This is a genomic window from Sulfitobacter marinus (genome assembly GCF_900116285.1).
GTDB lineage: Bacteria > Pseudomonadota > Alphaproteobacteria > Rhodobacterales > Rhodobacteraceae > Sulfitobacter > Sulfitobacter marinus.
Genome location: NZ_FPAJ01000007.1, coordinates 25,914 through 49,853, shown reverse-complemented (window position 1 = coordinate 49,853; position 23,940 = coordinate 25,914). Strand labels below are relative to the sequence as shown.

The 23,940-nt window shown below is 57.6% G+C and carries 21 protein-coding genes and 1 other RNA gene; 9 read left to right on the top strand and 13 right to left on the bottom strand.

Annotation, left to right across the window (positions count from 1 at the left end; translation table 11 throughout):
- Positions 1 to 10: 10 nt before the first annotated feature.
- From BM347_RS16055 to clpS, 3 genes are read right to left on the bottom strand one after another with little or no spacing between them, the layout of a single operon-like run.
- Complete coding sequence (locus tag BM347_RS16055; RefSeq protein ID WP_093917524.1) at positions 11 to 811, bottom strand: SDR family NAD(P)-dependent oxidoreductase; 801 nt, start codon at positions 809 to 811, stop codon at positions 11 to 13.
- A gap of 30 nt (positions 812 to 841) precedes the next feature.
- Positions 842 to 1,834 carry a class I SAM-dependent methyltransferase gene (locus BM347_RS16050; RefSeq protein ID WP_093917523.1) on the bottom strand — a complete coding sequence of 331 codons (993 nt, stop codon included), beginning with the start codon at positions 1,832 to 1,834 and terminating at the stop codon, positions 842 to 844.
- A gap of 3 nt (positions 1,835 to 1,837) precedes the next feature.
- Positions 1,838 to 2,179 carry an ATP-dependent Clp protease adapter ClpS gene (gene clpS, locus BM347_RS16045; RefSeq protein WP_093917522.1) on the bottom strand — a complete coding sequence of 114 codons (342 nt, stop codon included), beginning with the start codon at positions 2,177 to 2,179 and terminating at the stop codon, positions 1,838 to 1,840.
- A 91-nt stretch (positions 2,180 to 2,270) separates the two neighbouring features.
- On the opposite strand from clpS, the gene BM347_RS16040 reads away from it, so the two are divergent.
- Positions 2,271 to 2,963 carry an HAD family hydrolase gene (locus BM347_RS16040; protein WP_093917521.1) on the top strand — a complete coding sequence of 231 codons (693 nt, stop codon included), beginning with the start codon at positions 2,271 to 2,273 and terminating at the stop codon, positions 2,961 to 2,963.
- Positions 2,964 to 3,214: 251 nt separating this feature from the next.
- Positions 3,215 to 4,678 (top strand): D-alanyl-D-alanine carboxypeptidase family protein, encoded by a 1,464-nt coding sequence (locus BM347_RS16035; RefSeq protein ID WP_093917520.1) that lies wholly within the window; start codon positions 3,215 to 3,217, stop codon positions 4,676 to 4,678.
- A 22-nt stretch (positions 4,679 to 4,700) separates the two neighbouring features.
- Here the strand turns inward: BM347_RS16035 and BM347_RS16030 are convergent, their stop codons facing one another.
- The 5 genes from BM347_RS16030 to BM347_RS16010 all read right to left on the bottom strand — a co-directional run bounded on the left by BM347_RS16030 (position 4,701) and on the right by BM347_RS16010 (position 11,127).
- Complete coding sequence (locus BM347_RS16030; protein ID WP_245764300.1) at positions 4,701 to 6,311, bottom strand: ABC transporter ATP-binding protein; 1,611 nt, start codon at positions 6,309 to 6,311, stop codon at positions 4,701 to 4,703.
- Entirely contained in the window at positions 6,308 to 7,414 is a 1,107-nt protein-coding gene (locus BM347_RS16025) for an ABC transporter permease (protein WP_093917519.1), read from the bottom strand. Before BM347_RS16025 ends, BM347_RS16030 begins: the two co-directional genes overlap by 4 nt.
- 4 nt (positions 7,415 to 7,418) lie before the next feature.
- Complete coding sequence (locus tag BM347_RS16020; protein WP_093917518.1) at positions 7,419 to 8,507, bottom strand: microcin C ABC transporter permease YejB; 1,089 nt, start codon at positions 8,505 to 8,507, stop codon at positions 7,419 to 7,421.
- A gap of 9 nt (positions 8,508 to 8,516) precedes the next feature.
- Positions 8,517 to 10,448, bottom strand: a complete 1,932-nt coding sequence (locus BM347_RS16015) for an extracellular solute-binding protein (RefSeq protein ID WP_093917517.1) — start codon at positions 10,446 to 10,448, stop codon at positions 8,517 to 8,519.
- Positions 10,449 to 10,620: 172 nt separating this feature from the next.
- Entirely contained in the window at positions 10,621 to 11,127 is a 507-nt protein-coding gene (locus BM347_RS16010; RefSeq protein ID WP_093917516.1) for a c-type cytochrome, read from the bottom strand.
- Positions 11,128 to 11,259: 132 nt separating this feature from the next.
- Here BM347_RS16010 and BM347_RS16005 point away from each other — a divergent pair, with 132 nt between their 5' ends.
- A complete protein-coding gene (locus BM347_RS16005) occupies positions 11,260 to 12,105 on the top strand; it encodes a prephenate dehydratase (protein ID WP_093917621.1) in 846 nt (281 codons plus the stop codon).
- Between the two features lie 22 nt (positions 12,106 to 12,127).
- Here the strand turns inward: BM347_RS16005 and BM347_RS16000 are convergent, their stop codons facing one another.
- Together BM347_RS16000 and nudC are read right to left on the bottom strand one after the other, a co-directional pair.
- On the bottom strand, positions 12,128 to 12,610 hold the full coding sequence (locus BM347_RS16000) for an SRPBCC family protein (RefSeq protein ID WP_093917515.1): 483 nt from the start codon (positions 12,608 to 12,610) through the stop codon (positions 12,128 to 12,130).
- A gap of 55 nt (positions 12,611 to 12,665) precedes the next feature.
- Positions 12,666 to 13,634, bottom strand: a complete 969-nt coding sequence (gene nudC, locus BM347_RS15995; RefSeq protein ID WP_093917514.1) for an NAD(+) diphosphatase — start codon at positions 13,632 to 13,634, stop codon at positions 12,666 to 12,668.
- A 218-nt stretch (positions 13,635 to 13,852) separates the two neighbouring features.
- Between nudC and BM347_RS15990 the strand changes: the two genes are divergently transcribed.
- Together BM347_RS15990 and ffs are read left to right on the top strand one after the other, a co-directional pair.
- Positions 13,853 to 15,634: a bifunctional metallophosphatase/5'-nucleotidase gene (locus tag BM347_RS15990; protein WP_139226519.1), complete on the top strand. Its 1,782-nt coding sequence runs from the start codon at positions 13,853 to 13,855 to the stop codon at positions 15,632 to 15,634.
- Between the two features lie 37 nt (positions 15,635 to 15,671).
- An RNA gene (ffs, locus tag BM347_RS15985) (signal recognition particle sRNA small type) lies at positions 15,672 to 15,769 on the top strand.
- Positions 15,770 to 15,990: 221 nt separating this feature from the next.
- On the opposite strand, the gene ypfJ is transcribed toward ffs, so the two are convergent.
- Entirely contained in the window at positions 15,991 to 16,833 is an 843-nt protein-coding gene (ypfJ, locus tag BM347_RS15980) for a KPN_02809 family neutral zinc metallopeptidase (RefSeq protein ID WP_093917512.1), read from the bottom strand.
- Between the two features lie 193 nt (positions 16,834 to 17,026).
- Between ypfJ and BM347_RS15975 the strand changes: the two genes are divergently transcribed.
- From BM347_RS15975 to recR, 3 genes are all read left to right on the top strand, one after another.
- A complete protein-coding gene (locus BM347_RS15975; protein WP_093917511.1) occupies positions 17,027 to 18,766 on the top strand; it encodes a DNA polymerase III subunit gamma/tau in 1,740 nt (579 codons plus the stop codon).
- A gap of 78 nt (positions 18,767 to 18,844) precedes the next feature.
- Positions 18,845 to 19,189, top strand: coding sequence for a YbaB/EbfC family nucleoid-associated protein (locus tag BM347_RS15970; RefSeq protein WP_093917510.1), 345 nt, complete (start codon positions 18,845 to 18,847; stop codon positions 19,187 to 19,189).
- Positions 19,190 to 19,262: 73 nt separating this feature from the next.
- Positions 19,263 to 19,856 carry a recombination mediator RecR gene (gene recR / locus BM347_RS15965; protein ID WP_093917509.1) on the top strand — a complete coding sequence of 198 codons (594 nt, stop codon included), beginning with the start codon at positions 19,263 to 19,265 and terminating at the stop codon, positions 19,854 to 19,856.
- On the opposite strand, the gene BM347_RS15960 is transcribed toward recR, so the two are convergent.
- Together BM347_RS15960 and BM347_RS15955 are read right to left on the bottom strand one after the other, a co-directional pair.
- Complete coding sequence (locus BM347_RS15960) at positions 19,857 to 20,771, bottom strand: 3-hydroxyacyl-CoA dehydrogenase NAD-binding domain-containing protein (RefSeq protein WP_093917508.1); 915 nt, start codon at positions 20,769 to 20,771, stop codon at positions 19,857 to 19,859. It abuts the gene before it with no gap.
- A gap of 39 nt (positions 20,772 to 20,810) precedes the next feature.
- Entirely contained in the window at positions 20,811 to 21,398 is a 588-nt protein-coding gene (locus BM347_RS15955) for a histidine phosphatase family protein (protein ID WP_093917507.1), read from the bottom strand.
- Positions 21,399 to 21,632: 234 nt separating this feature from the next.
- Between BM347_RS15955 and BM347_RS15950 the strand changes: the two genes are divergently transcribed.
- On the top strand, positions 21,633 to 23,846 hold the full coding sequence (locus tag BM347_RS15950; protein ID WP_093917506.1) for an NADP-dependent isocitrate dehydrogenase: 2,214 nt from the start codon (positions 21,633 to 21,635) through the stop codon (positions 23,844 to 23,846).
- Positions 23,847 to 23,940: the final 94 nt, after the last annotated feature.

Sequence of the window (23,940 nt, the reverse complement as noted above, 5' to 3'; positions counted from 1 at the left end):
TTCGCGCAGATCAGTGCGCCGGTGCATCCACCGCGTCCAGCAGCGAACGGCCACCGTCCACCACGATCACTTCGCCGGTCATAAAACTGGAACTATCCGTCGCGAGAAACTGAATGGTATCCGCCAGTTCGGAGGGCGATGCGATGCGGCCAAGCGGCGTGTGGCTGCGAATATCGTCGCGCCATTCGCGGTTATCCGCGACCGAAGCCTTCAATGATCCGCTCATCACCGACCCGAACGCAACAGCATTCACCCGGATCCGGTGCGGGGCCAGCGTCAATGCCATCGACCGCGTCATCTGCTCCAGCGCGGCGGCGGCCATCGAATAGGCCATCAGCTCGGGTCGCGTGTGTCGCGATGCGATCGAGCTAAGATTGATAATGCTGCCCATTACCCCTTCGGGCCGGCTTTCGGCTTGCTTGATCATCCGTTTCGACACTTGCTGCGTCAGCTGCAGCGCGGTCATCACATTGTCCTGCCACAGTGTTTCGACGCTGGTATCATCGTTGTTCAATGCATCCGTTGGCAAAAACTGCCGCGATGCGTTCACCAGTACATCGACCTCGTCAAAGGCATCAATGGTTGCGGACACAAGATTGGCAATCGTCAAACGCTGACGCAAATCGCCCGCAAAAAAGCGGATATTGCCCTCGTCCTTGGTGTTGCCAAATTCTTCGGCCAGCGTCTTTTCATCCATATCGGCGCACATGACGTTGGCACCTTTGTCAGCAAACTGCCGCGCGATCGCCAGACCGATCCCGTTTGCCGCGCCCGTCACAATGACGTTTTTGCCTTTGATCGAAAATGACATAAAAACTGTTCCTTATGGCGCTGAAGGCGCTTAGCGGCGGTTTTTCAGGGGCCGGGCTGCATGAAACAACTTGAACCGCGCATCCCCGCCGATCTCTTCTACATGGGCAAAGCGGGCTTTCAGCTCGGCCTCATAGGGCAGATGGCGGTTCGCGACCATCCACAGCTTGCCCTGCCCTGATAGCATACGCGCGGCGGCCGCGACAAAGGCCTGACCAATTTGTGGTTCGGCCGCGCGGCCGGTGTGAAATGGCGGGTTCATTACAACCGCATCCAAGCGATGCGGCGGCTCCCACGCCGTGGCATCCTCCCACAGGAATTCTGCACGGTCGTCGCCGACATTCCGGCGCGCGCATTCCAACGCCATATGCCCTGCTTCTACGACATACAATTTTTGAACGCTTTCCCGCGTCAGGATATGAGCCGCGAGGAATCCCCAACCCGCGCCGAGATCGGCGACTTCCGCGCCCAGCTTTTCCGGCAATGCGTCCACCAAAAGCGCCGAAGCCAAATCGACCCCATCCGCCGAGAAGACGCCCGGCGCGGTCCAAAAACCGCCATCGGTACGTTCCGGCCCCTGTTTCCAATCCACAAAGAATTCTGCGGCAGGTTCGGCGATCCAGAACAGTTTGCCATGCGCCTTTGAAATCGGCCCGTGAATCGTCACGCGGCTGCGCATCTCGCGCAGGATGCTGTCAGCGCCGTCGGTCTTTTGGCCGTCGATCACCACGATGCCATCGCAGGCCTCGCAAGCGTCGGCGATCATCGCGCGCGCTTCTGCCTTGGCGCGGGGCAGGCACACGATGCAGGCCGCATAGTCACCCTCAAAGCTGCGAACCACGTCATAGCCGCGCGCCGCCCAAGCATCATAATCTGGTTTGAAATTCTGAATGATCTGAACGCGGGCTTTGTCGAGGCTGGGCAAATCACTGTCACGGGGCGGCTGGAAGACGGCAATCGTCCCCTCATCTGGTAATTCTAGGCCACCGCCGTCAAGCGCCAGCTGCAAACGTGCATCAATCACGTGTTATTCTTCTTTTTCCATGGTGCATTGCAGCGGGTGCTGATGCCTGCGCGCGAAATCCATGACCTGCGCTACTTTGGTTTCGGCAATCTCGTGGCTGAACACACCCACAACTGCCAGACCCTTTTTGTGAACCGTCAGCATGATTTCAAACGCCTGTGCATGGTTCAGACCAAAGAAGCGTTCAAGCACGTGCACCACGAATTCCATCGGGGTAAAATCATCATTCAGCAGCATCACCTTGTACAGCGGCGGCCGCTTTGTTTTGGGTTTGACTTTGGTCAGCAGATCGACGTCTTCGTCGTCGCGATCCTTGTCAGCCATCATGATATCATCAAGGCGCATTGCTGCTCCTGCTGCGAGAGAAGTGTTCAAGTGAGTCGTTTAGGCGTTTATATAGACTGAAACAGACTTTATAAAAGAGGGTCTTGGAAAGATGACCAAACCGTTAACGATGATCGGGTTTGATGCCGATGACACGCTTTGGCACAATGAGCATTATTTCGTCCTGACCCAAGATCACTTTGCCGACCTACTGCGTGAACATACCGAACCCGACAGGCTGATGGAACGCTTGCTGGTCGCCGAACAGCGCAACATTCCCCATTATGGCTTTGGGATCAAAGGCTTCACTTTGTCGATGATTGAAACCGCAATTGATGTGACCAACGGCAAAGTGCCAGCCAGCGTCATCGCCAAAATTCTGGATGCGGGCCGCGAAATGCTTTCGCATCCCGTCGATTTGCTTCCTCATGCGCAGGAAACCCTCGCGGCGTTGCAAGGCCGCTATACTTTGGTTTTGATCACCAAGGGCGACCTTTTGGATCAGGAACGCAAACTTGCCCTGTCAGGACTGCGCGAAATGTTCAACGGGATCGAGATCGTGTCCGACAAAACCCCGGCGACCTACAGGCGCATCTTTTCGCAGTTTGGCGACGGTGCCGAACAGGGCATGATGGTCGGTAATTCGATGAAATCCGATGTGGTTCCGATGGTGGATGCGGGCGGCTGGGGCATTCATGTGCCGCATGGGCAAACCTGGGCGCTTGAACACGCCGACGCCCCCCATCACGCCCCCCGGTTTCGGCAAATTGGCGATCTGTCAGAGTTGGAACAAATTCTCACCTGATCTTGGCAAATCACCAACGGCACAAGATTCGCGGTATTCCCGCCAAGCTAGCGGCACATTACTGTCACAATCGCCTCAGTAGTGGTTGTGCGAATCGCACCCGCTAGATGTGGCTCACAGAATATTCACCTTTTCATGTAATCCTTAATTTCAAAGGGTTTATCGAAAATCCGAGTTGTGGTACGGTAACCTTAATAATTAGTGGCCAGTCGAAAAATCGGCGGTCCGAGGCAGAGCAAAAGGCAGTTATTATGAAAGCGCGGCGCGTGCAGCCGGCCCGGTATGGGCTATTCATTCTTGCGGCTATCTGGGTTTTGGTGGTGCTCCCCCTCAGCGCCATGGCGGCCCCCTATGCCGCGTACGTCATTGACGCTAGAACCAACGAGGTTCTTCACTCCCGTAATGCTGATACGCGATTGCATCCCGCCTCTCTCACAAAAATGATGACACTTTACATCGCATTTGACGCAATCAAACGCGGTGAAATTTCGCTTGATACCAAGGTTAAGATCAGCAAACACGCGGCGTCCGAACCGCCCAGCAAACTGGGCATGCGGCCGGGCCAGACCATCGCGCTGCGCTACCTGATCCGGGGTGCTGCGGTGAAATCGGCCAATGACGCGGCCACCGCCATCGGCGAAGCGATCTCGGGCTCCGAAGCCAAGTTTGCACGCCGCATGAACCGCATGGCCAAGGCGCTTGGCATGACCAACACCACCTTTAAAAACGCCCACGGCCTGACGGAATCGGGCCACATGTCCACCGCCCGTGACATGACCACCATGGGCCGTCACCTGCTCTATGATTTCCCTGAATATTATAACCTCTTCTCCCGCATCACAGCCGATGCAGGCGTGCGCAAGGTCAGCCATACCAACCGCCGTTTTCTGGCGTCCTACAAAGGTGCCGACGGGATCAAAACCGGCTACACGCGCGCTGCGGGCTTTAACCTGACAGCTTCGGCAGAGCGTGGAAACGAACGGATCATCGTCACGGTTTTTGGCGGCACCTCGACCACCGCGCGCAACGCAAAAGTCGCTGAATTGATGGATCTTGGTTTCCGCCGCGCACCGTCCAGAGCGCCGCTTATGAAACCGGTCAAACCGCTTTACGCCGATATCGAAAACACACCCGTTGCCAGTAATTCCGGCCGCGCGGGCAAGACGATCCGCCTGGTCGGCGCGGTCACGAAATCCAAGCGGCCACAGCTGCGCCCCACCAGCAACGACGCGGTGGTCATCGCCACGGCTGAGGCACCGGTGGCAACCTCGCCGTTGCTGGCCAAAGACATCAATGCCGCAGTTAAACAGGCTGTGGCAGCGGCCCCTGTCAAGGATGTAAAACCCGCCAGCCTTGCCGCTGTATCGCCACGCCCCACCGCGCGGCCAAGCGGGTTAATCGCCTCGATCACGCCAACAAAGACCGCAAAAGCGGTAACGCAACAACAAGAGGTCGTGACCCGCGTATCGACATCGGGCGGGCGTCACTGGGGCGTCAATGTGGGTCGTTTCCCCAGCCGCTATGCTGCCGAAACCGTTTTGGTCAAAACCGCCCTGTCCGAGATTTCGACGCTTGACGGTACATTGCGTAAAGTGGTCCAGCGCCCTCAAGGCTATGACGCGAATTTTCTCGGCATGACCCGCGAAACCGCTGATCTGGCCTGCCGCCGTTTGGCCGCACGCAATGTCAGCTGTTTCATGATCGGCCCCAGCTAAACAGGCACCGACCGTCTATTTCCTAGGTGGTCGCCTGCAACAAGCTGCGCGTATAATCCGATTTCGGATTGTCATACAGCGTGTCGGCATCGCCATACTCAACGACATCCCCACGCTTCATCACGATGACCTTATGCGACATCGCGCGCACGACTTTCAGGTCATGGCTGATGAAGAGATAGGCCAACCCGTACTTACGCTGAAGATTGCGCAGCAGGTCAACGATCTGCACCTGCACGGTCATATCCAGCGCCGAGGTCGGCTCGTCCAGCACCAGCAAACGCGGCCGCAATACCATCGCACGCGCAATGGCTATGCGTTGGCGCTGGCCGCCTGAAAACTCATGCGGATAGCGATCCATCGTGGCGGGGTCCAACCCCACTTCGATCATGACATCGCGGACCAATTCTCGCTGATTTCGGTCGGGATCAACGTTATGGATGGTCAACCCCTCGGCGATGATCTGCATACAGGTCATCCGTGGCGACAGGCTGCCAAACGGGTCCTGAAACACGATTTGCATGTCTTTACGCAGGCGTCGCAATTCCCGCGTCGACCATTTACGCACATCTTGCCCCGCAAAGTTTATGCCACCCTCGGACGCAATCAGCCGCATAATCGCCAGCGCCATCGTGGTCTTGCCCGACCCGGATTCGCCCACGATCCCAACGGTTTCACCCGCACGTACCGTCAGGCTGGCGTCATTCACGGCCTTGACGTAATCAACAGTCTTTCGCAGGAAACCTTGCTGAATGGGAAACCAAACCTTCAGGTGATCGGTGCTTGCGATCACCTCGGCACCCTCAGGCACAGGGTCAGGACGGCCTGATGGCTCTGCCCCCAGCAGCTTTTGCGTATAGGCGTGCTGCGGGTTATCGAAAATCTCGGCCGTTGGGCCTTGCTCGACAATCTCGCCGTGTTGCATGACGCAAACACGGTCCGCAATCCTGCGTACAATCCCAAGGTCATGGGTGATGAACAGCAGGCCCATGCCTTCGCTGTCTTTCAGCTCTTTCAACAGGTCCAAAATCTGCGCCTGAATAGTCACATCCAGCGCCGTTGTCGGTTCATCGGCGATCAGCACATCGGGCTTGTTGGCCAGTGCCATGGCGATCATCACGCGTTGCCGCTGCCCGCCTGACAGCTGGTGCGGATAGGCCCCCAAACGGGATTCTGCATCGTTGATCCCCACCTTGTTCAGCAGCTCAAGAATACGTTGTCGCGCGGCGGTGCCGACGACCCCTTGGTGCAGCGCCAGCGATTCACCCAACTGCTTTTCAATCGTGTGCAGCGGGTTCAGCGAGGTCATCGGCTCTTGAAAGATAAAACTGATATCGTTGCCGCGCACCTTGCGCAGCAAGGCATCGCTCGCCCCGATCATCTGCTGCCCGTCATACAGGACAGACCCGGACACCTCGGCGCTGTCACCCAGCAGCGATACCGTGCTCAGCGCCGACACCGATTTGCCCGAACCGGATTCACCGACCAAGGCAACAGTCTCGCCCCGTTCAACGGTAAAGCTGACACCTTTAACAGCCTGCGTTAACGCTCCCTCCTGACGAAAGGACACACGCAGATCTTTGACCTCAAGCAGGGCAGATTTGGTCTCGGTCGTGGTTGGCATACCAGTCATGAGAATGTCTTTCTTGGGTCGAATGCATCACGGATGCCCTCAAAGATGAAGATCAGCAAAGACAGCATGATGGCAAAGGTAAAGAACGCCGTGAACGCCAGCCAAGGTGCTTGCAGGTTCTGCTTGGCTTGCAACGTCAGTTCGCCCAGCGACGGGGCCGAGGACGGCAAACCAAAGCCCAGAAAATCGAGGATTGCCAGCGTGCTGATTGTACCGGTGATGATAAAGGGCAGCATCGTCAGCAGGGCCACCATCGCGTTGGGCAACATGTGCCGGAACATGATCGTCACGTTCCCCACCCCAAGCGCCCGCGCCGCGCGCACATATTCAAGGTTCCGCGCGCGCAGGAATTCGGCCCGCACGACCCCCACCAATGACGTCCAGCTGAACAGAACCAGCAAGAACACCAGCAGCCAGAAACTGCGCCCCAAAATGGCGAACATAATGATGATCACATAAAGTGAAGGCGTGGACGACCATATCTCGATCACCCGTTGAAAAATCAGGTCCGTCCAACCGCCAAAGAACCCCTGAACAGCCCCCGCGATAATACCGATCAGCGATGCTGCACCTGTCACAATCAAGGTAAACAGGATCGACAACCGGAACCCGTGAATGACCCGTGCCAACACGTCGCGCTTGGTGCCATCGGTGCCCAAAAGGTTCTGACGGTTGGGCGGCAAAGGTGCGGCACCGGGGCGGTCCACAGCGGTGTTGAACGAATAGGGGATCGGCGGCCAGATCGCCCAGCCTTTGTCGATCGCTTGGCCGTCAATCTCACCGTCTTGGGCGTCCTCGATCAACTGATCGGGATCGTCAAAACAATCAACCAGCCCGCCGGTCGCAATCAGGCATTTCACCTCGGGGTCGCGATAAACCGCCTCGGTCTGGAAATCACCGCCAAATGCCGTTTCGGGATAGAACTGAAAGATCGGTATAAAGTATTCGCCGCGATAATTAACCAAGATCGGCTTGTCGTTCGCCACAAATTCGGCAAACAGCGAAATCCCGAACAGGATTGCGAAAATCCAAAGGCTCCAATAGGCGCGGCGGTTGCGGGTAAAGTTGTGCCAGCGGCGCTGATTGAGGGGGGACAATGCCATCAGATCACCCCTCGCGCCGTTCAAAGTCGATCCGTGGATCAACAAATACATACATCAGGTCGGACAGAATACCGACCAGCAGCCCGATCAAACCAAAGATAAACAAGGTGCCAAACACGATAGGATAATCGCGTGCCACGGCCGCCTCGAACCCCAAACGGCCAAGGCCATCAAGGCTGAATATCGTCTCGATAATCAACGATCCGCCGAAGAAGACGCCGATAAATACCGCGGGGAAACCCGCGATCACAATCAACATCGCGTTGCGGAACACATGGCCATAGAGCACCTTGCGTTCCGACAACCCTTTGGCCCGTGCCGTCATCACATATTGCTTTTTGATCTCGTCCAGAAAGCTGTTTTTCGTCAGCAAGGTCAGCGTTGCAAAGGCCGATATAGTCGATGCCAGCACCGGCAACGTGATGTGCCAGAAATAATCGCCGACCTTGGCCAGCGGGCTAAGTTGATCGAAATTATCCGATGTCAGCCCCCGCAGCGGGAATATCTGCCAGTATGACCCGCCCGCAAACAGCACCAACAGTAAGATCGCGAACAAAAACCCCGGGATGGCATAAGCCGCAATGATCGCGCCCGATGTCCATGTGTCAAAGGCCGTGCCGTCCTTGACCGCCTTGCGAATACCTAGCGGGATCGACACCAGATAGGCGATCACCGTCGACCACAGCCCCAGCGTAATCGACACCGGCAGCTTTTCCTTGACCAAATCAATCACACTGATCGACCTGAAATAGCTCTCTCCGAAATCAAAGCGCATATAGTTCCACATCATGTTCAGGAACCGTTCGACCGGGGGCTTGTCAAAGCCAAATTCTTTCTCAAGCTCGGCGATGAATTCTGGGGGCAACCCGCGCGCACCAACATAGTTTTCGGTGTTGCCTGCGACATCCGCATTACCCGCGTCATTCCCCCCACCAGAGAACCCTTCGAACACGTCACCGCCGCCTTGAATACGGGCGATTGCCTGCTCAACCGGGCCGCCGGGCACAAATTGCACCAGCGCAAAGTTGATCAGCATAATCCCAATCAAAGTGGGAATAATCAGCAATAGCCGTCGAAGAATATAAGCGCCCATATGCGGCGTTTACCTCAGCGCACCAGCGGCGCGCAAGGCCGCTGCTTTGTCGGCGTTGTACCACCAGAAATCGAGATAGCCCAAAGCATAGGCGGGCTGGTTTTCGGGGTGTTCGTACTGGTCATAATACGCCGTCCAAAAACTGTCGTTGTACCATGTCGGGATCATGAAGAACTCATAGCGCAAGGCACGGTCCAGCGCGATCAGGCTGGCGTCTTCCTCTTCCTTGGTCTGCGCCGCAAGGGACACTTCGATAATCGCGTCGATCATCGGGCTGGCCACACCTGCGGGGTTGAACACCGAATAGCCGGACGCCTCTGACCCGAAAAACTGGGCCAAGCCTGTGCCGGTGCCCAGAAACGTCGGATATTGATCGTAAATCAGATCGTAATCGCGATCCCGTTGGCGGGCCGTAAATTGCGAACTGTCGACTCTCTCAAGCACCGCATCGATGCCCATGTTCTGCAAATTCGACATAAAGTTTTCGACAATCGCAGACAGCGTGGGCGACCCGGCAGAATCCATCAAAAAGTTAAGGCGCAACGGCTGCCCGCTTGCGTCATAGCGTTTGCCATCTGTCCCCACGGCCCATCCGGCATCATCCAGCAGCTTCATCGCACGGCGCAGATTGCGGCGATCCAACAGCCGCGATGCGTCCGAGCTATGCGGCATAACCGCATCTTCGGTCAGCATCTCAGCGGGCACCACATCGCCAAGCTGTTCCAGCAACGCCAACTCCATCCCCTGCGGCTTGCCGGTGGCCATCAAAGGCGTGTCTTGGATGAAAGACGCACGTGGTTTGAACAACCCAAATTGCAGCGATTCATTCGTCCATTCAAAGTTATAGCCCAAGGCAATCGCCTGACGGACGCGTTTGTCTTTCAACACATCGCGGCCAAGGTTGAAAACAATACCCGCGGGTGTGGGCGGCGCACCATCGGGGAGCTCCTCTTTGACCACCTGACCGGCGGCGACTTTGGGGAAATCATAGGCCGACGCCCATTTCTTTGAACTGCCCTCGACGCGGAAGGTGTATTCGCCTGCTTTAAACGCCTCGAATGCGGAATTTTCGTCGCCAAAATATTCGACACGAATAGTATCGAAATTATTGCGGCCTACGTTAAACGGCAGGTCCTTGCCCCAGTAATCGGGGTTGCGTTTGTAGACGATGCGCCGGTTCACATCGACCGCTTCCACCATATATGGCCCAGACCCCGGCGACGTCATCAAGCGGGATTCGTCCAGCCGCGCGCCGGTTTCATCAAACCATTTTTTCGACCACGCAGGCACACCGCCCACTTGGCTAATCAGGCTGCGGCGCGAGATGCCGGGGGTAAAATAGAATTTGACCGTGTAGTCATCAATCGCCTCGACCTTGGGGATACGCTTGCGCACCGCATCGCCATAGGATTTCAGACCCTGATCCAACAGCAGATTATGGCTGAACACGATGTCATGCGCGGTGACCGGATCGCCTGTCGAAAACGTGGCATCCTTGCGCATGTGAAAGATCACCCAGTCTTTGGTTTCGGGGTACTCAAGGCTTTCACACAACAGGCAATAGCTTTCGCCATAAACATCCGCCGGGGCCAGTTCTCCGCCGACCCCTTCGCCCAGCAAGCTTTCGTACATAATGTGGCTTAACGCGCCCGCACGCCCCTTGCGCGAAGCGGGGTTCATCGAATCAAACGTCCCAAGGGTCGAGATCGCAATCTCGCCGCCCTTGGGGGCATCGGGGTTCACATAGTCGAAATACGGGTAATCTGCGGGGTATTTCAGATCGCCGTAAAACGAATACCCGTGACTGCGGATGATCTTTCCCTCTTGGGCATAGGCTGCGACGCTGACCAACATAGTCCCCAGCGTCAGAAACATCATCCAAAACGTTTGGGATGTCATACTGCGGGCGCGACGTGCAGCGCTGGCATGGGTGCGGGGCATCAAGATGTTCCTTTGCAAAATGTCATATCGGCAAGGCCGTCCTAGCGCATAAGCTAACGGCCCACCGCGCAAGAACACAAGTTGCGAATATGTTATCTCACTGAAATGGGACCACAAAACGCAAAAGGCCGCCCACGGGTGGGGCGGCCCTTCGTAAAATCAGGTCGACAGATCAGTCGTCGAGGCTGTCGAGATACGCAATCACGTTTGCACGATCTTCGATCTTGCCAAGACCTGCGAAACCCATGGTCGTGCCAGGCGCAAATGCTGATGGCTTGGTCAGGAACGCGTTCAGGTTTTCCGGTGTCCAAACATCAGCTGCTTGTTCAAGGGCGCCGGAATAGGCGGTGAAACCATCGGCGCTGTCCACGGGGCGGCCAACGACGCCGTACAGATACGGTCCAACTGCGTTTTCGCCGTTTTCAACTTTGTGACAGGCACCGCATTTGCGAAAAACTTTGGCACCGGCGCTGGCATCGGCAGACGCCAACACAGCCGAGAAATCAACTTCTTCAGCGGGTTCATCGCCACCAGCCGAGGCGACTTCGACAACATATCCCGCGTCACCGTGCACTTCGTTGTGGTAAACTACTTCGCTGGCGAACTTGCCAAGCAAAAGAACAAGCCAAGCCCCAAACAAGCCGGCAGCTACTTTAGTGATCGTCATTGTATCGAACATGCGTGAAGGTCCATCGTTGGTATTCGGGCATAGGGTTGTCCGCGTATCTATTGCTTTCCCTTCGTCGGGGCAAGGTGTAGTTACCCCTACGAAGCGCTGACAATAGTAAAGGTCTGATAAAGGATGCCCGAAATGAGCCAAAAAAACTCTCCTCGCATCGCTTTTCAGGGTGCATTGGGCGCCTACAGCCACGAGGCATGCCTTCAAGCGCGCCCCGATATGATTCCCGTCCCCTGCCTGACATTCGAGGATGTGTTCCTTGCCGTCAGCGAAGGCCGCGCCGATCTTGCCATGCTTCCGGTTGAGAATACGACCTATGGCCGCGTCGCCGACATCCATCGTTTACTGCCCAAAAGCGGCCTGCACATCATCGACGAGGCCTTTGTACGGGTGCGCATCTGCCTGATGGCCAAACCCGGCGTTCCACTTGAAGATATCAAACTGGCCCGCGCCCATATGGTGCTGATCCCGCAGGCACGCAGTTGGCTTGACGCCCATGGGATCGCATCCGAAGCCGCAAAAGACAGCGCCGGAGCCGCAGAAGAGCTGGCCGCGTCAAATGACCGCAACACCGGCGTGCTGGCCAGCGAAGTTGCCGCCGATATTCACGGGCTAAATGTGCTGGCGCGCGACATCGAAGACCTTGATCACAACACCACGCGGTTCTTGTTGATGGCCCCCGATATCGACATGACCCGCCGCGCTGAAAAAATGCTGACAACTTTCGTGTTTGAAGTCCGCAACATCCCCGCTGCCTTGTACAAGGCGATGGGTGGTTTCGCGACAAACGGCATCAACATGACCAAGCTGGAAAGTTATATGGTCGGCGGATCGTTCACCGCGACCCAGTTCTATTCCGACATCGAAGGGCACCCCGACGATCCCGCCGTGCAACGCGCGCTTGAGGAACTGGGATATTTCACCAACATGCTGGAAATTCTGGGCGTCTACCCCGCCGACCCTGACCGGCAAAGCTAAGACAAACGCAGCCCGCTTGTTTCTATTCAGCGGGCCTTACCTGCGATTGCTGATACCGCTCTTCCATGTCTTTGGCATAGTCGGCAACACGCCGTTTGAATTTCTTGGTCAATGACGTTTTGGCCAGCTTCAAGGATTGCACAAGCAACCGTGCCGACAAGGTTTTCGGCTTGATATCAAGGCTTGCCGCAACCCGCGTGCGGCTGCGAGACAAAGCCATCAATTCAAAGGAGACCGTGCCAAGCAAACCCGGCGAGGTCGATTCAAGGCAAATTTCGTTGGGCTGGTCAAAGGTCACCATTTCGACCTCGATGTCGCGGCGCTTGCCGCGCATGTCAAATGCGGCTTCCCACTTCATTCCCGTGCCCGGCACGGTCTTGGTGTCGACCCGCTGGACCTCGGCTCCACGCCGCATGGCCGCCCGCTCAAACGTGTCAAACTCACACAGCATATCGAACACCGCATCTATGGGGGCCTCGATGTCCTCTTTCGTCGAAAATTTCATAATGGCGTCCAACTAAATAATAGAAATAATATTCCGGTCACATGCATAAATCATATCAATCCAGTGTATCCGCAAGCCAATTTTCCAGCAAGAAATGCGCAATTGCACCTTTGCGGGCTGGCAGGATCGTGCTGTGCTGCCCGGCAAATACATCCAACATCTCTTCTCGTGTCATCCAAACCGCGTCTTCGATTTCTTTGGGATCGATGGTGATCTCCTTGCTGGTGGCAACGCCCGCGCAGCCAAACATCAGCGATGCGGGAAACGGCCAGGGTTGGCTGGCCAGATAGCTGACCTCGCCCACGCGCACACCCGATTCCTCGAACACTTCGCGGCGCACGGCGGCCTCCAGCGTTTCGCCCGGCTCCACAAACCCGGCAAGTAGCGAATACATCCCCGCAGGCCAGCCCGGCGACCGCCCCATAAGAACCGAATTCCCATGGGTAATTAGCATGATAACCACCGGATCAGTACGCGGAAAATGCGATGCGCGGCAGGCCGGGCAATTGCGCTGCCAGCCAGCGTCATTGATCACCGTTTCAAAACCACAGCGGGCGCAGAACCCGTGAATCTCGTGCCACGCCAAAATCGCCTTGCCGGTCGCGGCCAGTTCGGCATCGCGGGGGTCTAACCACGTCATGCAGCGCCGTAATTCGACAAAGACATAGTCCTGCGGCAGCATGGGATGCCGCTGTTCGCTTGGGTCCAAAAATTGCCCCAATTGCCGCGGGTCAACGTCGTCGGGCATCCACTGCGACAGGTCATAGGCAAACCGCGCGGCACCGTCTTCTCGGCCAAGCAGAATTGGTGTACCACTGGCATCATCAAGCGCCGGATGATCAAGCGGGAGACGCACAAGGGACGCAGGACGTGCGGGATCGATCAGAACCTTACCCCGCCAGAACAAAATCGCACGTGCAGCGTCATCTGCCTTTGCCGCCGCGACGGTCTCTTTATCGCCGCGCAATTCGCCTGCACGGTCAAGCGACGATCCCCCGAATGTTACTGTCTCAGCGTGCTTCATACTGTCCCTCAAATCTGCTTTGCCCTAGGTAGTCAGCAACGGACCCAAAAGCCAAGCCCGGCAAAATTTCCGGGCCGGACGCTTTCAATTAAAAAGAGAAGCGCTTACACTAAAACAACCATAGAGAGCACTATGAGATTGGAGCCAGGCATTTGACTATGTTTTACAGTCCACAGCACAAGGCGGCCTATGCCATCCACTGCTAAGGTCGCCCGCCCGTGACGCATGTTACCGCAAAGCTGCGGATACTTGCCACGACTGATTTGCATATGAACCTGTTGGGGTTTGATTATGCCTTTGATGCGCCGCACAGCAAGAACGGTTTGGCGGGGCTGTCCACCATGGTCGCCGACGCCCGCGCCGATGCCCAGTCACAGGGAAGGCTCACCGTCTTGCTGGACAATGGCGATTTCCTGCAAGGCACCGCCCTTGCCGACTGGCAAAGCACGTCAGGCGATGCGTCCAAACATCCCATCATCAGCGCCTTTAACACGATGGGCTATGACGCAATCGGGCTGGGCAATCACGATCTGGACTATGGCACCGATTATCTGGCCGAGGTGGTTGAGCATCTGGATGCCTCTGTCGTCTCGACAAATCTTTCCGCCGGTGCCGTCGCGGGCGTGCACCCCTATGCGTTGCTGGAAACCGACATCCAGACATCGCAGGGAACGGCCCCGCTGACCATCGGCATCCTGTCCGCCCTGCCCCAAGAAACCGCCATCTGGAATGCATCACAACTGCCAAAGAGCGCCCGCATCCAGCCCCCGCTTGCGTCGCTGGCCACCGCAGCCAAAAAGCTACGCAAAGAAGGTGCCGAGCTGATCATCGCCCTTGCCCATATGGGCATCATCCCGTCCGAGACGCAGACAATCACCGGTGATTCCGGTGCCGCCGCCCTGGCCCAACTGCCTGACATCGACGTAGTTATCGCGGGCCATACCCACCAAAGATACCCTCTGGCACCAATCACAGGAACCAGCCCCGTCACGGCATCGCCGCTGGTAATGCCCGGCAACAGCGCGTCTGATCTGGGGGTGATTGATCTGGATCTGGTACGGATGCCCAACAAAGGATGGCATATCGGCAAACACACCAGCGCGCTTTGGCCCAACACCGGCAACGTGATACCTGACCCCGCCATCATTGATCAAAGCACTCAGGCCCATCAGGCCACACGCGCCTATCTGGCCGAGCCGGTCGCAGAGATCGGATACGACCTGCACAGCTATTTCGGGATGGTACATCCCGCCAGCACGCTTGCGCTTGCGGCGCGGTCCAAGGCGATCGAGGTCCGCAAGGGATTGGCGGGCAGCGGCTATGATCACCTGCCCATATTGGCAACCGCCACCACCCGCACTGTGGGCGAGAAAAGCGGCCCGACGAACTATATCCACATACCGCAAGGGCCGGTACTGCGGCGGCATCTGGCGAACTTTGCCCCTGCCACCAACCGGATTTGCGCGTTGCAGATCACGGGCTCCATGCTGCATAACTGGCTGGAACATTCGGCACGGGTGTACAACCAGCTCAGCCCGGACATGCCCGACCAGCAGTTACGCGACGAGCGAAGCCCCAGTTTTATCTTTGATACGATTTACGGGCTGGATTATGTCATTGATCCATCGCGGTCTGTGGGTGACCGGATCAGATCGCTGATGCACGCGGGTACAGTAGTCACCCCGGATCAGCAGTTCATTATTGCCACGAATCAATTTCGCGCGGCCGGCGGAGGCGGCTACACGGATCTGAACCTGCCAGCCCCCCTGTTTCAAAGCGATTTGACCCCGGTACAAGCAATCGTACAGGCCTTGCAAAGCGATGATCTGACCGAGTGGATGACCATTAAATCATGGCAGCTGAATTGCGGCGGCACGTTCAAAGCAGTTTTTGAATCCAGTCCGATAGCTGCCCGATATTTTTCAGAGATCGACGCGCTCTGCCCTGAAATATTGGGGCAGACGGAAACCGGTTTTGACCGTATCCAGATCACCTTGTGATCCTTGCACTTTGAAAAACCCTATACTATATGGGCCCTGAGAGGTTGGTGCGGGCAGGTGCCTCGCCAACCCGGTCAGATCCGGAAGGAAGCAGCCGTAACGAGCCCCACTTGGGTCGTTATCAGCCTCTCACCTAAGCGTATTTTGCAAAGTAAAATGCGCGTCACCCCGGCAGGGTCATCCACAGGATGGCACGAGAGGGGTAGCCCAAATCACCAAAACACACGCCTCCGAAATGATTCGGCCCTTTGAGGCAACGGCACGCCCGCATACAGCAGCCAAGTTACTCATGGGCAACTTAAAAACCTGTTTATAAACGTAAATTTTACCCTACACGACCGAACGCAGCCCGCCCCCTACAGCCGTTCAGCCGCAAATGTATCGCATTGGCCAACCTGCCCGCTGTCATAGCCGCGCTGGAACCAGCCTGCTCTTTGTGCGGATGTACCGTGGGTAAAGGTATGCGGCTGCGGCGCGCGACCCGCTTGCATTTGCAGATAGTCATCACCGATTTTACGCGCCGCATTCAACGCCTCATCCAGATCGCCACGTTCCATCAGCCCTTTGACGTTTTGCGCCCAAATGCCGGACAGACAATCGGCCATTAGCTCCAACCGGACGGTAAGCGCGTTCGCCTCAGCCTTGGAGGATTGCCGCCGCAATGCATCGACCTTGGGCAAAATGCCCAGCTGGTTTTGCACGTGATGCGCGACCTCGTGGGCAATCACATAGGCCGCAGCGAAATCACCGTCCGCGCCCATGCGCCGCGCCAGCATGTCGAAAAACTGCGTATCCAGATATGCTTTTTGGTCCGCAGGGCAGTAGAATGGCCCGGATGCCCCTGATGCACCGCCGCACGCGCTTTGAGTTGCGCCGGAAAAAACCACCAAACGCGGTGGCACATATTGACGGCCCAATTGCTCAGAGAAGATTTGGCTCCAAACGTCTTCAGTCGTGGCCAGAACCTGTGCTGAGAACTGGGTGGCTTGCCCATCTGCCTGACTGACCGGCGCAGCCTGCTGGGTTTGGGTGCCGCCACCGCCCAGCAGTGGCGTCACATCAATACCGGTGAAATAGCCGATTGCCAGAACGGCCAAAACACCGACCAACCCCAATCCACCTGCACGACCCCCGCCGCTGCGACGACCGCCACCACGTACTTCAACATTCTTGCTTCGCCGTATCCCTCGCAGCCGCATCGCGTGCCCCCAGTTGTAAGATTTGATGTGTTATATCGGTTTGGTTCGGATATGTTTACACTCTAGGGTGGATCGCATTCAACGCTTAACACCGGGCGTACGTTGAGCTTCGCATTCCCCGGCCCAACAACGGTGGACGCTGCCCCGCCCCCGCCCTATCTTATGGTGCAACCCGAATCCCCGAAGGACCGTCATGTCAGACACCACCGCTTACCGCGTTCTTGCCCGCAAATACCGGCCCGAGACCTTTACCGATCTGGTCGGCCAAGACGCCATGGTACGGACCCTGAAAAATGCGTTCGAGGCTGACCGCATTGCGCAGGCGTTTATCATGACCGGGATCAGGGGCACCGGCAAAACCACTACCGCGCGGATCATCGCCAAGGGGATGAACTGTATCGGGCCGGATGGGAATGGTGGCCCCACGACCGAACCTTGTGGCGAATGCGAACATTGTCAGGCCATCATGGAAGGCCGCCATGTCGATGTGATGGAAATGGATGCCGCATCGAACACCGGCGTTGGCAACATCCGCGAGATTATCGATTCTGTGCATTACCGCGCGGCCTCGGCACGGTACAAAGTGTACATCATCGATGAGGTACACATGCTATCGACGGGCGCGTTCAACGCCCTGCTGAAAACGCTTGAGGAACCGCCCGAACATGTGAAGTTTATCTTTGCGACCACGGAAATCCGCAAGGTGCCGGTCACGGTGCTGTCGCGCTGTCAGCGGTTTGATTTGCGCCGGATCGAACCCGAGGTGATGATCGGTTTGATGCGCAAAATCGCAGGGGCCGAAGGGGCCGAGATTGCCGATGATGCGCTGGCCTTGATCACCCGTGCCGCCGAAGGATCTGCGCGCGATGCGACATCGCTGTTAGATCAGGCAATCAGCCATGGCGCGGGCGAAACCACCGCCGTGCAAGTGCGCGCGATGCTAGGCTTGGCCGACCGTGGCCGTGTGCTCGACCTGTTCGACATGATCCTGCGCGGCGATGCGGCGGGTGCGTTGAATGAACTGAGCAGTCAGTATTCCGACGGGGCCGACCCGATGGCGGTGCTGCGCGATCTGGCCGAGATCACACATTGGGTGTCAGTCGTAAAAATCACCCCCGATGCCGCCGAAGACCCGACCGTATCACCCGAAGAACGCAGCCGCGGATTGACCATGGCCGAAACGCTGCCGATGCGGGTGCTGACGCGGTTGTGGCAAATGCTGCTCAAGGCGCTGGACGAGGTCGCAAGCGCGCCCAACGCGATGATGGCCGCGGAAATGGCGATCATCCGCCTGACCCATGTGGCCGACCTGCCCAGCCCCGAAGAACTGGTGCGCAAGCTTGGCAATGCCACGCCGCCCCCTGCGGCCCCGACCCCCGCGCCAAACGGCGGTGGTGGCGGCGGCAGCACCTCAGCGATGGGTGGGCAGCACGTTCAATCGGGTGGCGCGTCAGGTGTCACCTTGACAGCGACCGCCCCCGCGGTTGACCAAGCGCTCGCGCGGTTTCCCAGCTTTGAACATGTGGTCGAATTGATCCGCACCAACCGCGACGTCAAGCTACTGGTCGAGGTGGAAAACACCCTGCGGCTGGCCGCCTATCAACCCGGCCGCATCGAATTCACCCCCACCGATGACGCGCCGCGCGATCTGGCGCAACGGCTTGGCACTCGGCTGCAACAATGGACGGGCAACCGCTGGGCGGTGATCATCGTCGGCGACAGCGACGCGGAAACCATCGCCGAAATCCGCGATGCCAAGGAAAATGCGCTTAAATCCCAGGCCGAAAACCACCCGCTGATGCAGGCCGTGATGGCGACCTTTCCGGGGGCGAAAATCCTGTCGATCCGCACGCCCGAAGACATCGCCGCCGCCGCCGTGTCTGAGGCCCTGCCCGAGGTCGAAGACGAATGGGATCCCTTCGAGGACGACTAGCGCGCAGGGGGGTGCCCCTTGTCCGGCAGCGTCACAATTCGCATATAGATCAAGACACGAAATTCAGGAGACGACACAATGTTAAAAGGTTTGGGTGCCATGGGCGACATGGCCAAGATGATGAAAGCCGCGCAGGAAATGCAAGGCAAGATGGCGCAGATGCAAGAAGACATGCACAGCATCATCGTCGAAGGTGAATCCGGCGCCGGCCTTGTCAAAGCGACCTGCACCGCCAAAGGCGAGCTGAAATCCCTCGACATCGATCCGTCGATTTTCAACGGGGACGAAAAAGAAGTCGTCGAAGACCTGATCCTCGCCGCGATCAAAGACGCGCAATCCAAAGCCACAGATCGCGCCCAGTCCGAGATGAGCAAGCTGACCGAAGGCATGGGCCTGCCCGCCGACATGAAGCTGCCCTTTTGATCTTTCCAAATGGATCTAAATCCTCGCCGAAGGCATAAAATCTCTTTTTAACCCCGCAGCGAGGTCCGCACCCTTGAGCAGCACACGCGATATCGACGCCCTGATTGATCTGATGTCGAGACTTCCGGGCCTTGGCCCCAGATCGGCGCGGCGCGCGGTGCTGCACCTGATCCGCAAACGCGCGCTGCTGCTGACACCACTGGCCGATATGATGCAGACGGTGGCAGCAACGGCACGCGAATGCCTGAATTGCGGCAATGTCGGCACCAGCGATATCTGCGATATCTGCACATCGGCAAAACGCGCCAATGGCGAGATTTGCGTTGTCGAAGACGTGGCGGACCTGTGGGCGATGGAACGGTCGGGCGTGTTCAAGGGGCGCTATCATGTGTTGGGCGGCACGCTGTCCGCGCTTGACGCCATCGGCCCGCAGGAATTGCGCATTCCGCGTCTGATTGACCGGGTCGCCAGCGAAAACATCAGCGAAGTTATTCTGGCGCTGAATGCCACAATCGACGGGCAAACCACCGCGCATTATATCGCCGATCAGCTTGACGGGCAGGTGCGCCTAACGTCGCTGGCCCAAGGTGTCCCGATTGGTGGTGAACTGGATTATCTGGACGACGGTACGATCACCGCGGCGATGCGGGCGCGCAAATCTATCTAATCACTCTGATTTCTGACGCAGCTTGGCCAAGGCAATTAGCGCGGCGTCACGCTCTGCTTCCAACTCGGCAATGCTGCGGCCCGCCGCCTCTGCCGTAACTCCGTTCACCAATTTCTCGAGCACGTCCGGGGTCAGGCTGGGGTTGCCCAAGCTTGCCCAACGTTTCTCCTGACTGGTCCCAAGATGGTCCAGATATCCGGCCATCCCGCCCGCACCCCCGCCCAAATGATAGGCCATATGCGCGCCCAGCACCGACCAGCGCAGGCCGGGGCCGTTCACCAACGCTTTGTCCACCGCTTCGACGCCCGCAATCCCTTCGGCAACGATATGCACAGCCTCGCGCCAAAGCGCCGATGCCAACCGGTTGGCGATATGCCCCACAGCTTCTTTCTTGAGCCTGACAGGGGCGGAGCCGATGCCGCTGTAAAATGCCTCGGCCCATGCCACCACCGCGTCATCGGTGCCAAAGATTTCGACCAAAGGCACCAGATGCGGCGGGTTGAACGGGTGCGCGGTGATCAAACGGGCGGGGCGTTTCATGCCAACCGACAGATGCGACCACGGATGTGCCGACGTGCTGGAAGCGATGATAACATCATCAGCCACGCGTGCCTCGATCTGCGCATAGAGGTCTTGTTTGAGCGACACGTTTTCAGGGGCGTTTTCCTGCACCAAACGCGCGCCTTCGAGCGCATCGCCCAGATCAGCACCCAGATGCAGTTCCCCCAGGACGGTCGGCCCGCCGATCTGTTCCAATTGCGCCAGTGGTGTCGCAACTCGACCCCGAAACCCGCCAAGCGATTCCGGGTCAGGATCCCACGCGCGCACATCATGGCCCGCGCGCAAAAACAACGCCGCCCAGCTGGCCCCGATCAGACCGCAACCCACAACCGCGACGGTGGTTTTATCGGCCATCAAAGCGTTCCTTTATTCAATCGGCGACAACGCAGACAGCTAAACAGTTTCGTTCAATTCCAGCACCGTTTCGACACCGTTTTCAAGAACATAGACACAGCCCTGACGGTTTGTCAGTTGGCCCAATTCGACCCGATCAAGCCCGCATAATTCGCCGCGCAGCAATTGACCGCTAAGACCATGGGCCACAATCACCGTTGGTCGGGTCAGCGACGCCACAAAATCCCGTACGCGGGCTTGGAATGTGTCAAAACCCTCGCCACCCGGGGCGGCTGAATAAAACTCCATATGGGGGCTGTGTGGCGTGATGCCTTCGGGCAGGTTTTTGTAGATGTCCTCGCGCAAATGGCCCTCCCATTCGCCCGCGAACACCTCTTTCAGGCGGTCGTCGGTTTCATAGCTGCGCCCGCCCAATGCGATGTCGGCTGTCTGGCGCGTGCGTTTCAGCGGCGAGACGAAACACGGCAGGTCAGCCTCAAGAATGGGTGCCATCAACCGCGCCTGTTGTTCGGCATGGCGCAAACCGCGCGGCGACAGAACGGATTCGGTTTGGCCCTGCACGCGCCCTTCGGCGTTCCATTCGGTTTCGCCGTGCCGCATGAACCAAACTTTGGGATAGGATTTCATCGCTTCGTGCCTTTTTGAAACTGCTGTTTGCGCGCACCTTGGCCGATGGCAGGACAAAGGCCAACCCTATGATTTCGCCGCAAGATGCGTTCTGGCGACGTGATGCGGGCTGGCACAGGCGATGCGAAACCCGCTGTCGTTCTTGCAAAATGACGATATATCTTGCGCAGATGAGGTGGATATTTCTGCTTTAGTGTACTATCGCATACCAAACTTCCTGAAAGGCTTGAAACCATGGCTGATACGAACACACCTGACATCATTTACACCAAGGTAGACGAGGCACCAGAACTGGCGTCTTATTCCCTGCTGCCGATCATTCGCAGCTTTGCCGATGCGGCGGGCGTGTCTGTTGGCACCCGCGACATTTCGCTGGCCGGTCGTATTCTGGCGGCCTTTCCTGACGCGCTGACCGCCGATCAAAAGCAATCGGATGATCTGGCCGCGATGGGCGATCTGGTGAAAACGCCTGATGCCAATGTGATCAAGCTGCCCAACATTTCCGCGTCGGTCCCGCAATTGGTTGCCGCCGTTAAGGAACTGCAATCCCAAGGGTACACCCTGCCCGATTACCCCGAGGCCCCCAGCACCGACGCCGAGAAGAAAGCCCGCGCCGCCTATGACGCGATCAAAGGCTCGGCTGTGAACCCGGTTCTGCGCGAAGGCAACTCTGACCGTCGTGCGGCAATTGCGGTCAAGAAATACGCGATGGCCAACCCGCATTCGATGGGCACATGGTCCAAGGACAGCAAGACCAAGGTTTCCGCGATGTCGGGCGGTGATTTCTTCTCGAACGAGAAATCCCTGACGTTGAGCGACGCCCAAGCCGGTGCAGCTAGAATCGTGCATGTGGCGGCAGACGGATCCGAGACCGTTTTGAAAGACGGCGTGACATTCCCAGCGGGCACCGTTGTGGACACCACATTCATGTCTGCCAAGGCGCTGGACAAGTTCCTGGCCGAGCAGATCGAAGAGACCAAGAAAGACGGCACATTGTTTTCGTTGCACATGAAAGCGACGATGATGAAGGTGTCGGACCCGATCATTTTCGGCCACGCTGTGCGCGAATTCCTGAAGCCGGTGTTCGATAAATATGATGCAGAGCTGAAAGCCGCGGGCGTGAACCCGAACGCAGGCATCGGCGACATGATGGCCCGCATTGAAGGCAACGCCGAGATTGTTGCCGCGGTCGAAGCCGCCATGGCGGAGCGTCCACCGATGTATATGGTTAACTCTGACAAGGGCATCACCAACCTGCATGTCCCGTCCGACGTGATCATCGATGCGTCCATGCCCGCGCTGATCCGCGCAGGCGGCAAGGGCTGGGGCCCGGACAACAAGGAACACGACACCAACTGCGTGATCCCTGACAATTCCTATGCCCCCGTTTATGACGAAAGCATCAAGTATTTCAAAGAAACCGGCGCGCTGGATCCGACGACCTCGGGTACTGTGCAGAACATCGGTTTGATGGCCCAAAAGGCCGAGGAATACGGCTCGCACCCGACCACTTTTGAAATCCCTGCCGACGGCACCGTGAAAATGATCGCCGCCAACGGCGATGTAATTTCCGAGCATGCCGTTGAGGCGAATGACATCTGGCGCGCCGCATCGGCCCGCAAGGCACCGATCGAAGACTGGGTGCAACTGGCAATCGACCGTCAAAAAGCCGAAGGCTGCGAGGCTATTTTCTGGCTCGACGAAAACCGCGCACACGACGCAAAGCTGATCGCTTACGTAAAGCCGATCCTTGAGGCGAAAGGCGTGGCTGACAAGTTCCAGATCATGTCGCCTGCCAAGGCCACGCGCCAAACGCTGGAAACCATCCGCAAGGGTGAAAACTCCATCGCGATCACCGGCAACGTGCTGCGCGACTATCTGACCGACCTGTTCCCGATTCTGGAACTGGGCACCTCGGCCAAGATGCTGTCGATTGTGAAGCTGATGCAGGGCGGCGGTTTGTTTGAAACCGGTGCTGGTGGATCTGCACCCAAGCACGTTCAGCAGCTGGTCGAAGAAAACCACCTGCGCTGGGATTCACTGGGCGAATTCTGCGCCTTGGGTGAAAGCCTCAAGTTCCTGGCCGATCAAAAGAACAACGAAAAGGCGCGGATTTTGGGCAAGGCGGTTGATGATGCCACGCAAGGTATCCTCGACAACAACAAATCGCCCTCGCGCAAGGTCGGCCAGCCCGACAACCGCGCCAGCCACTACTACTTTGCACTCTATTGGGCGCAAGCATTGGCAGCACAGACCGGCGACGCCGATCTAGCCGCGCATTTTGCCCCTATCGCGGAAAAGCTGGCCGCGAACGAGGACAAGATCATGGCCGAACTGGCCGAAGTCCAAGGCAAAGCGGTTGATTTGGGCGGATACTTCCACTCGGACCCAGCCAAAACCGAGGCGGTCATGCGCCCCTCGGCAACACTGAACGCCATCATCGGCTAAACGATCTTAGCCCCGCCCCTTGACCAAGGGGGCGGGGCTTTTCTTTGCCTTATAGGGCAACGTCGCGCTGAAACTTCTGATCTCGCGACAAAGA

Bases quoted from the DNA above. Each gene is read 5' to 3' on its own strand.
- BM347_RS15975 (WP_093917511.1), top strand. From the start codon at position 17,027: ATGTCAGACACCACCGCTTACCGCGTTCTTGCCCGCAAATACCGGCCC.
- BM347_RS16025 (WP_093917519.1), bottom strand. From the start codon at position 7,414: ATGGCATTGTCCCCCCTCAATCAGCGCCGCTGGCACAACTTTACCCGC.
- BM347_RS16055 (WP_093917524.1), bottom strand. From the start codon at position 811: ATGTCATTTTCGATCAAAGGCAAAAACGTCATTGTGACGGGCGCGGCA.
- BM347_RS16020 (WP_093917518.1), bottom strand. From the start codon at position 8,507: ATGGGCGCTTATATTCTTCGACGGCTATTGCTGATTATTCCCACTTTG.
- BM347_RS16040 (WP_093917521.1), top strand. From the start codon at position 2,271: ATGACCAAACCGTTAACGATGATCGGGTTTGATGCCGATGACACGCTT.
- BM347_RS15960 (WP_093917508.1), bottom strand. From the start codon at position 20,771: ATGGCCGATAAAACCACCGTCGCGGTTGTGGGTTGCGGTCTGATCGGG.
- BM347_RS15950 (WP_093917506.1), top strand. From the start codon at position 21,633: ATGGCTGATACGAACACACCTGACATCATTTACACCAAGGTAGACGAG.
- BM347_RS16005 (WP_093917621.1), top strand. From the start codon at position 11,260: ATGAGCCAAAAAAACTCTCCTCGCATCGCTTTTCAGGGTGCATTGGGC.
- BM347_RS16035 (WP_093917520.1), top strand. From the start codon at position 3,215: ATGAAAGCGCGGCGCGTGCAGCCGGCCCGGTATGGGCTATTCATTCTT.
- BM347_RS15970 (WP_093917510.1), top strand. From the start codon at position 18,845: ATGTTAAAAGGTTTGGGTGCCATGGGCGACATGGCCAAGATGATGAAA.
- BM347_RS16015 (WP_093917517.1), bottom strand. From the start codon at position 10,448: ATGCCCCGCACCCATGCCAGCGCTGCACGTCGCGCCCGCAGTATGACA.
- BM347_RS16010 (WP_093917516.1), bottom strand. From the start codon at position 11,127: ATGTTCGATACAATGACGATCACTAAAGTAGCTGCCGGCTTGTTTGGG.
- clpS (WP_093917522.1), bottom strand. From the start codon at position 2,179: ATGCGCCTTGATGATATCATGATGGCTGACAAGGATCGCGACGACGAA.
- ypfJ (WP_093917512.1), bottom strand. From the start codon at position 16,833: ATGCGGCTGCGAGGGATACGGCGAAGCAAGAATGTTGAAGTACGTGGT.
- nudC (WP_093917514.1), bottom strand. From the start codon at position 13,634: ATGAAGCACGCTGAGACAGTAACATTCGGGGGATCGTCGCTTGACCGT.
- BM347_RS15955 (WP_093917507.1), bottom strand. From the start codon at position 21,398: ATGAAATCCTATCCCAAAGTTTGGTTCATGCGGCACGGCGAAACCGAA.
- BM347_RS16000 (WP_093917515.1), bottom strand. From the start codon at position 12,610: ATGAAATTTTCGACGAAAGAGGACATCGAGGCCCCCATAGATGCGGTG.
- BM347_RS16030 (WP_245764300.1), bottom strand. From the start codon at position 6,311: ATGACTGGTATGCCAACCACGACCGAGACCAAATCTGCCCTGCTTGAG.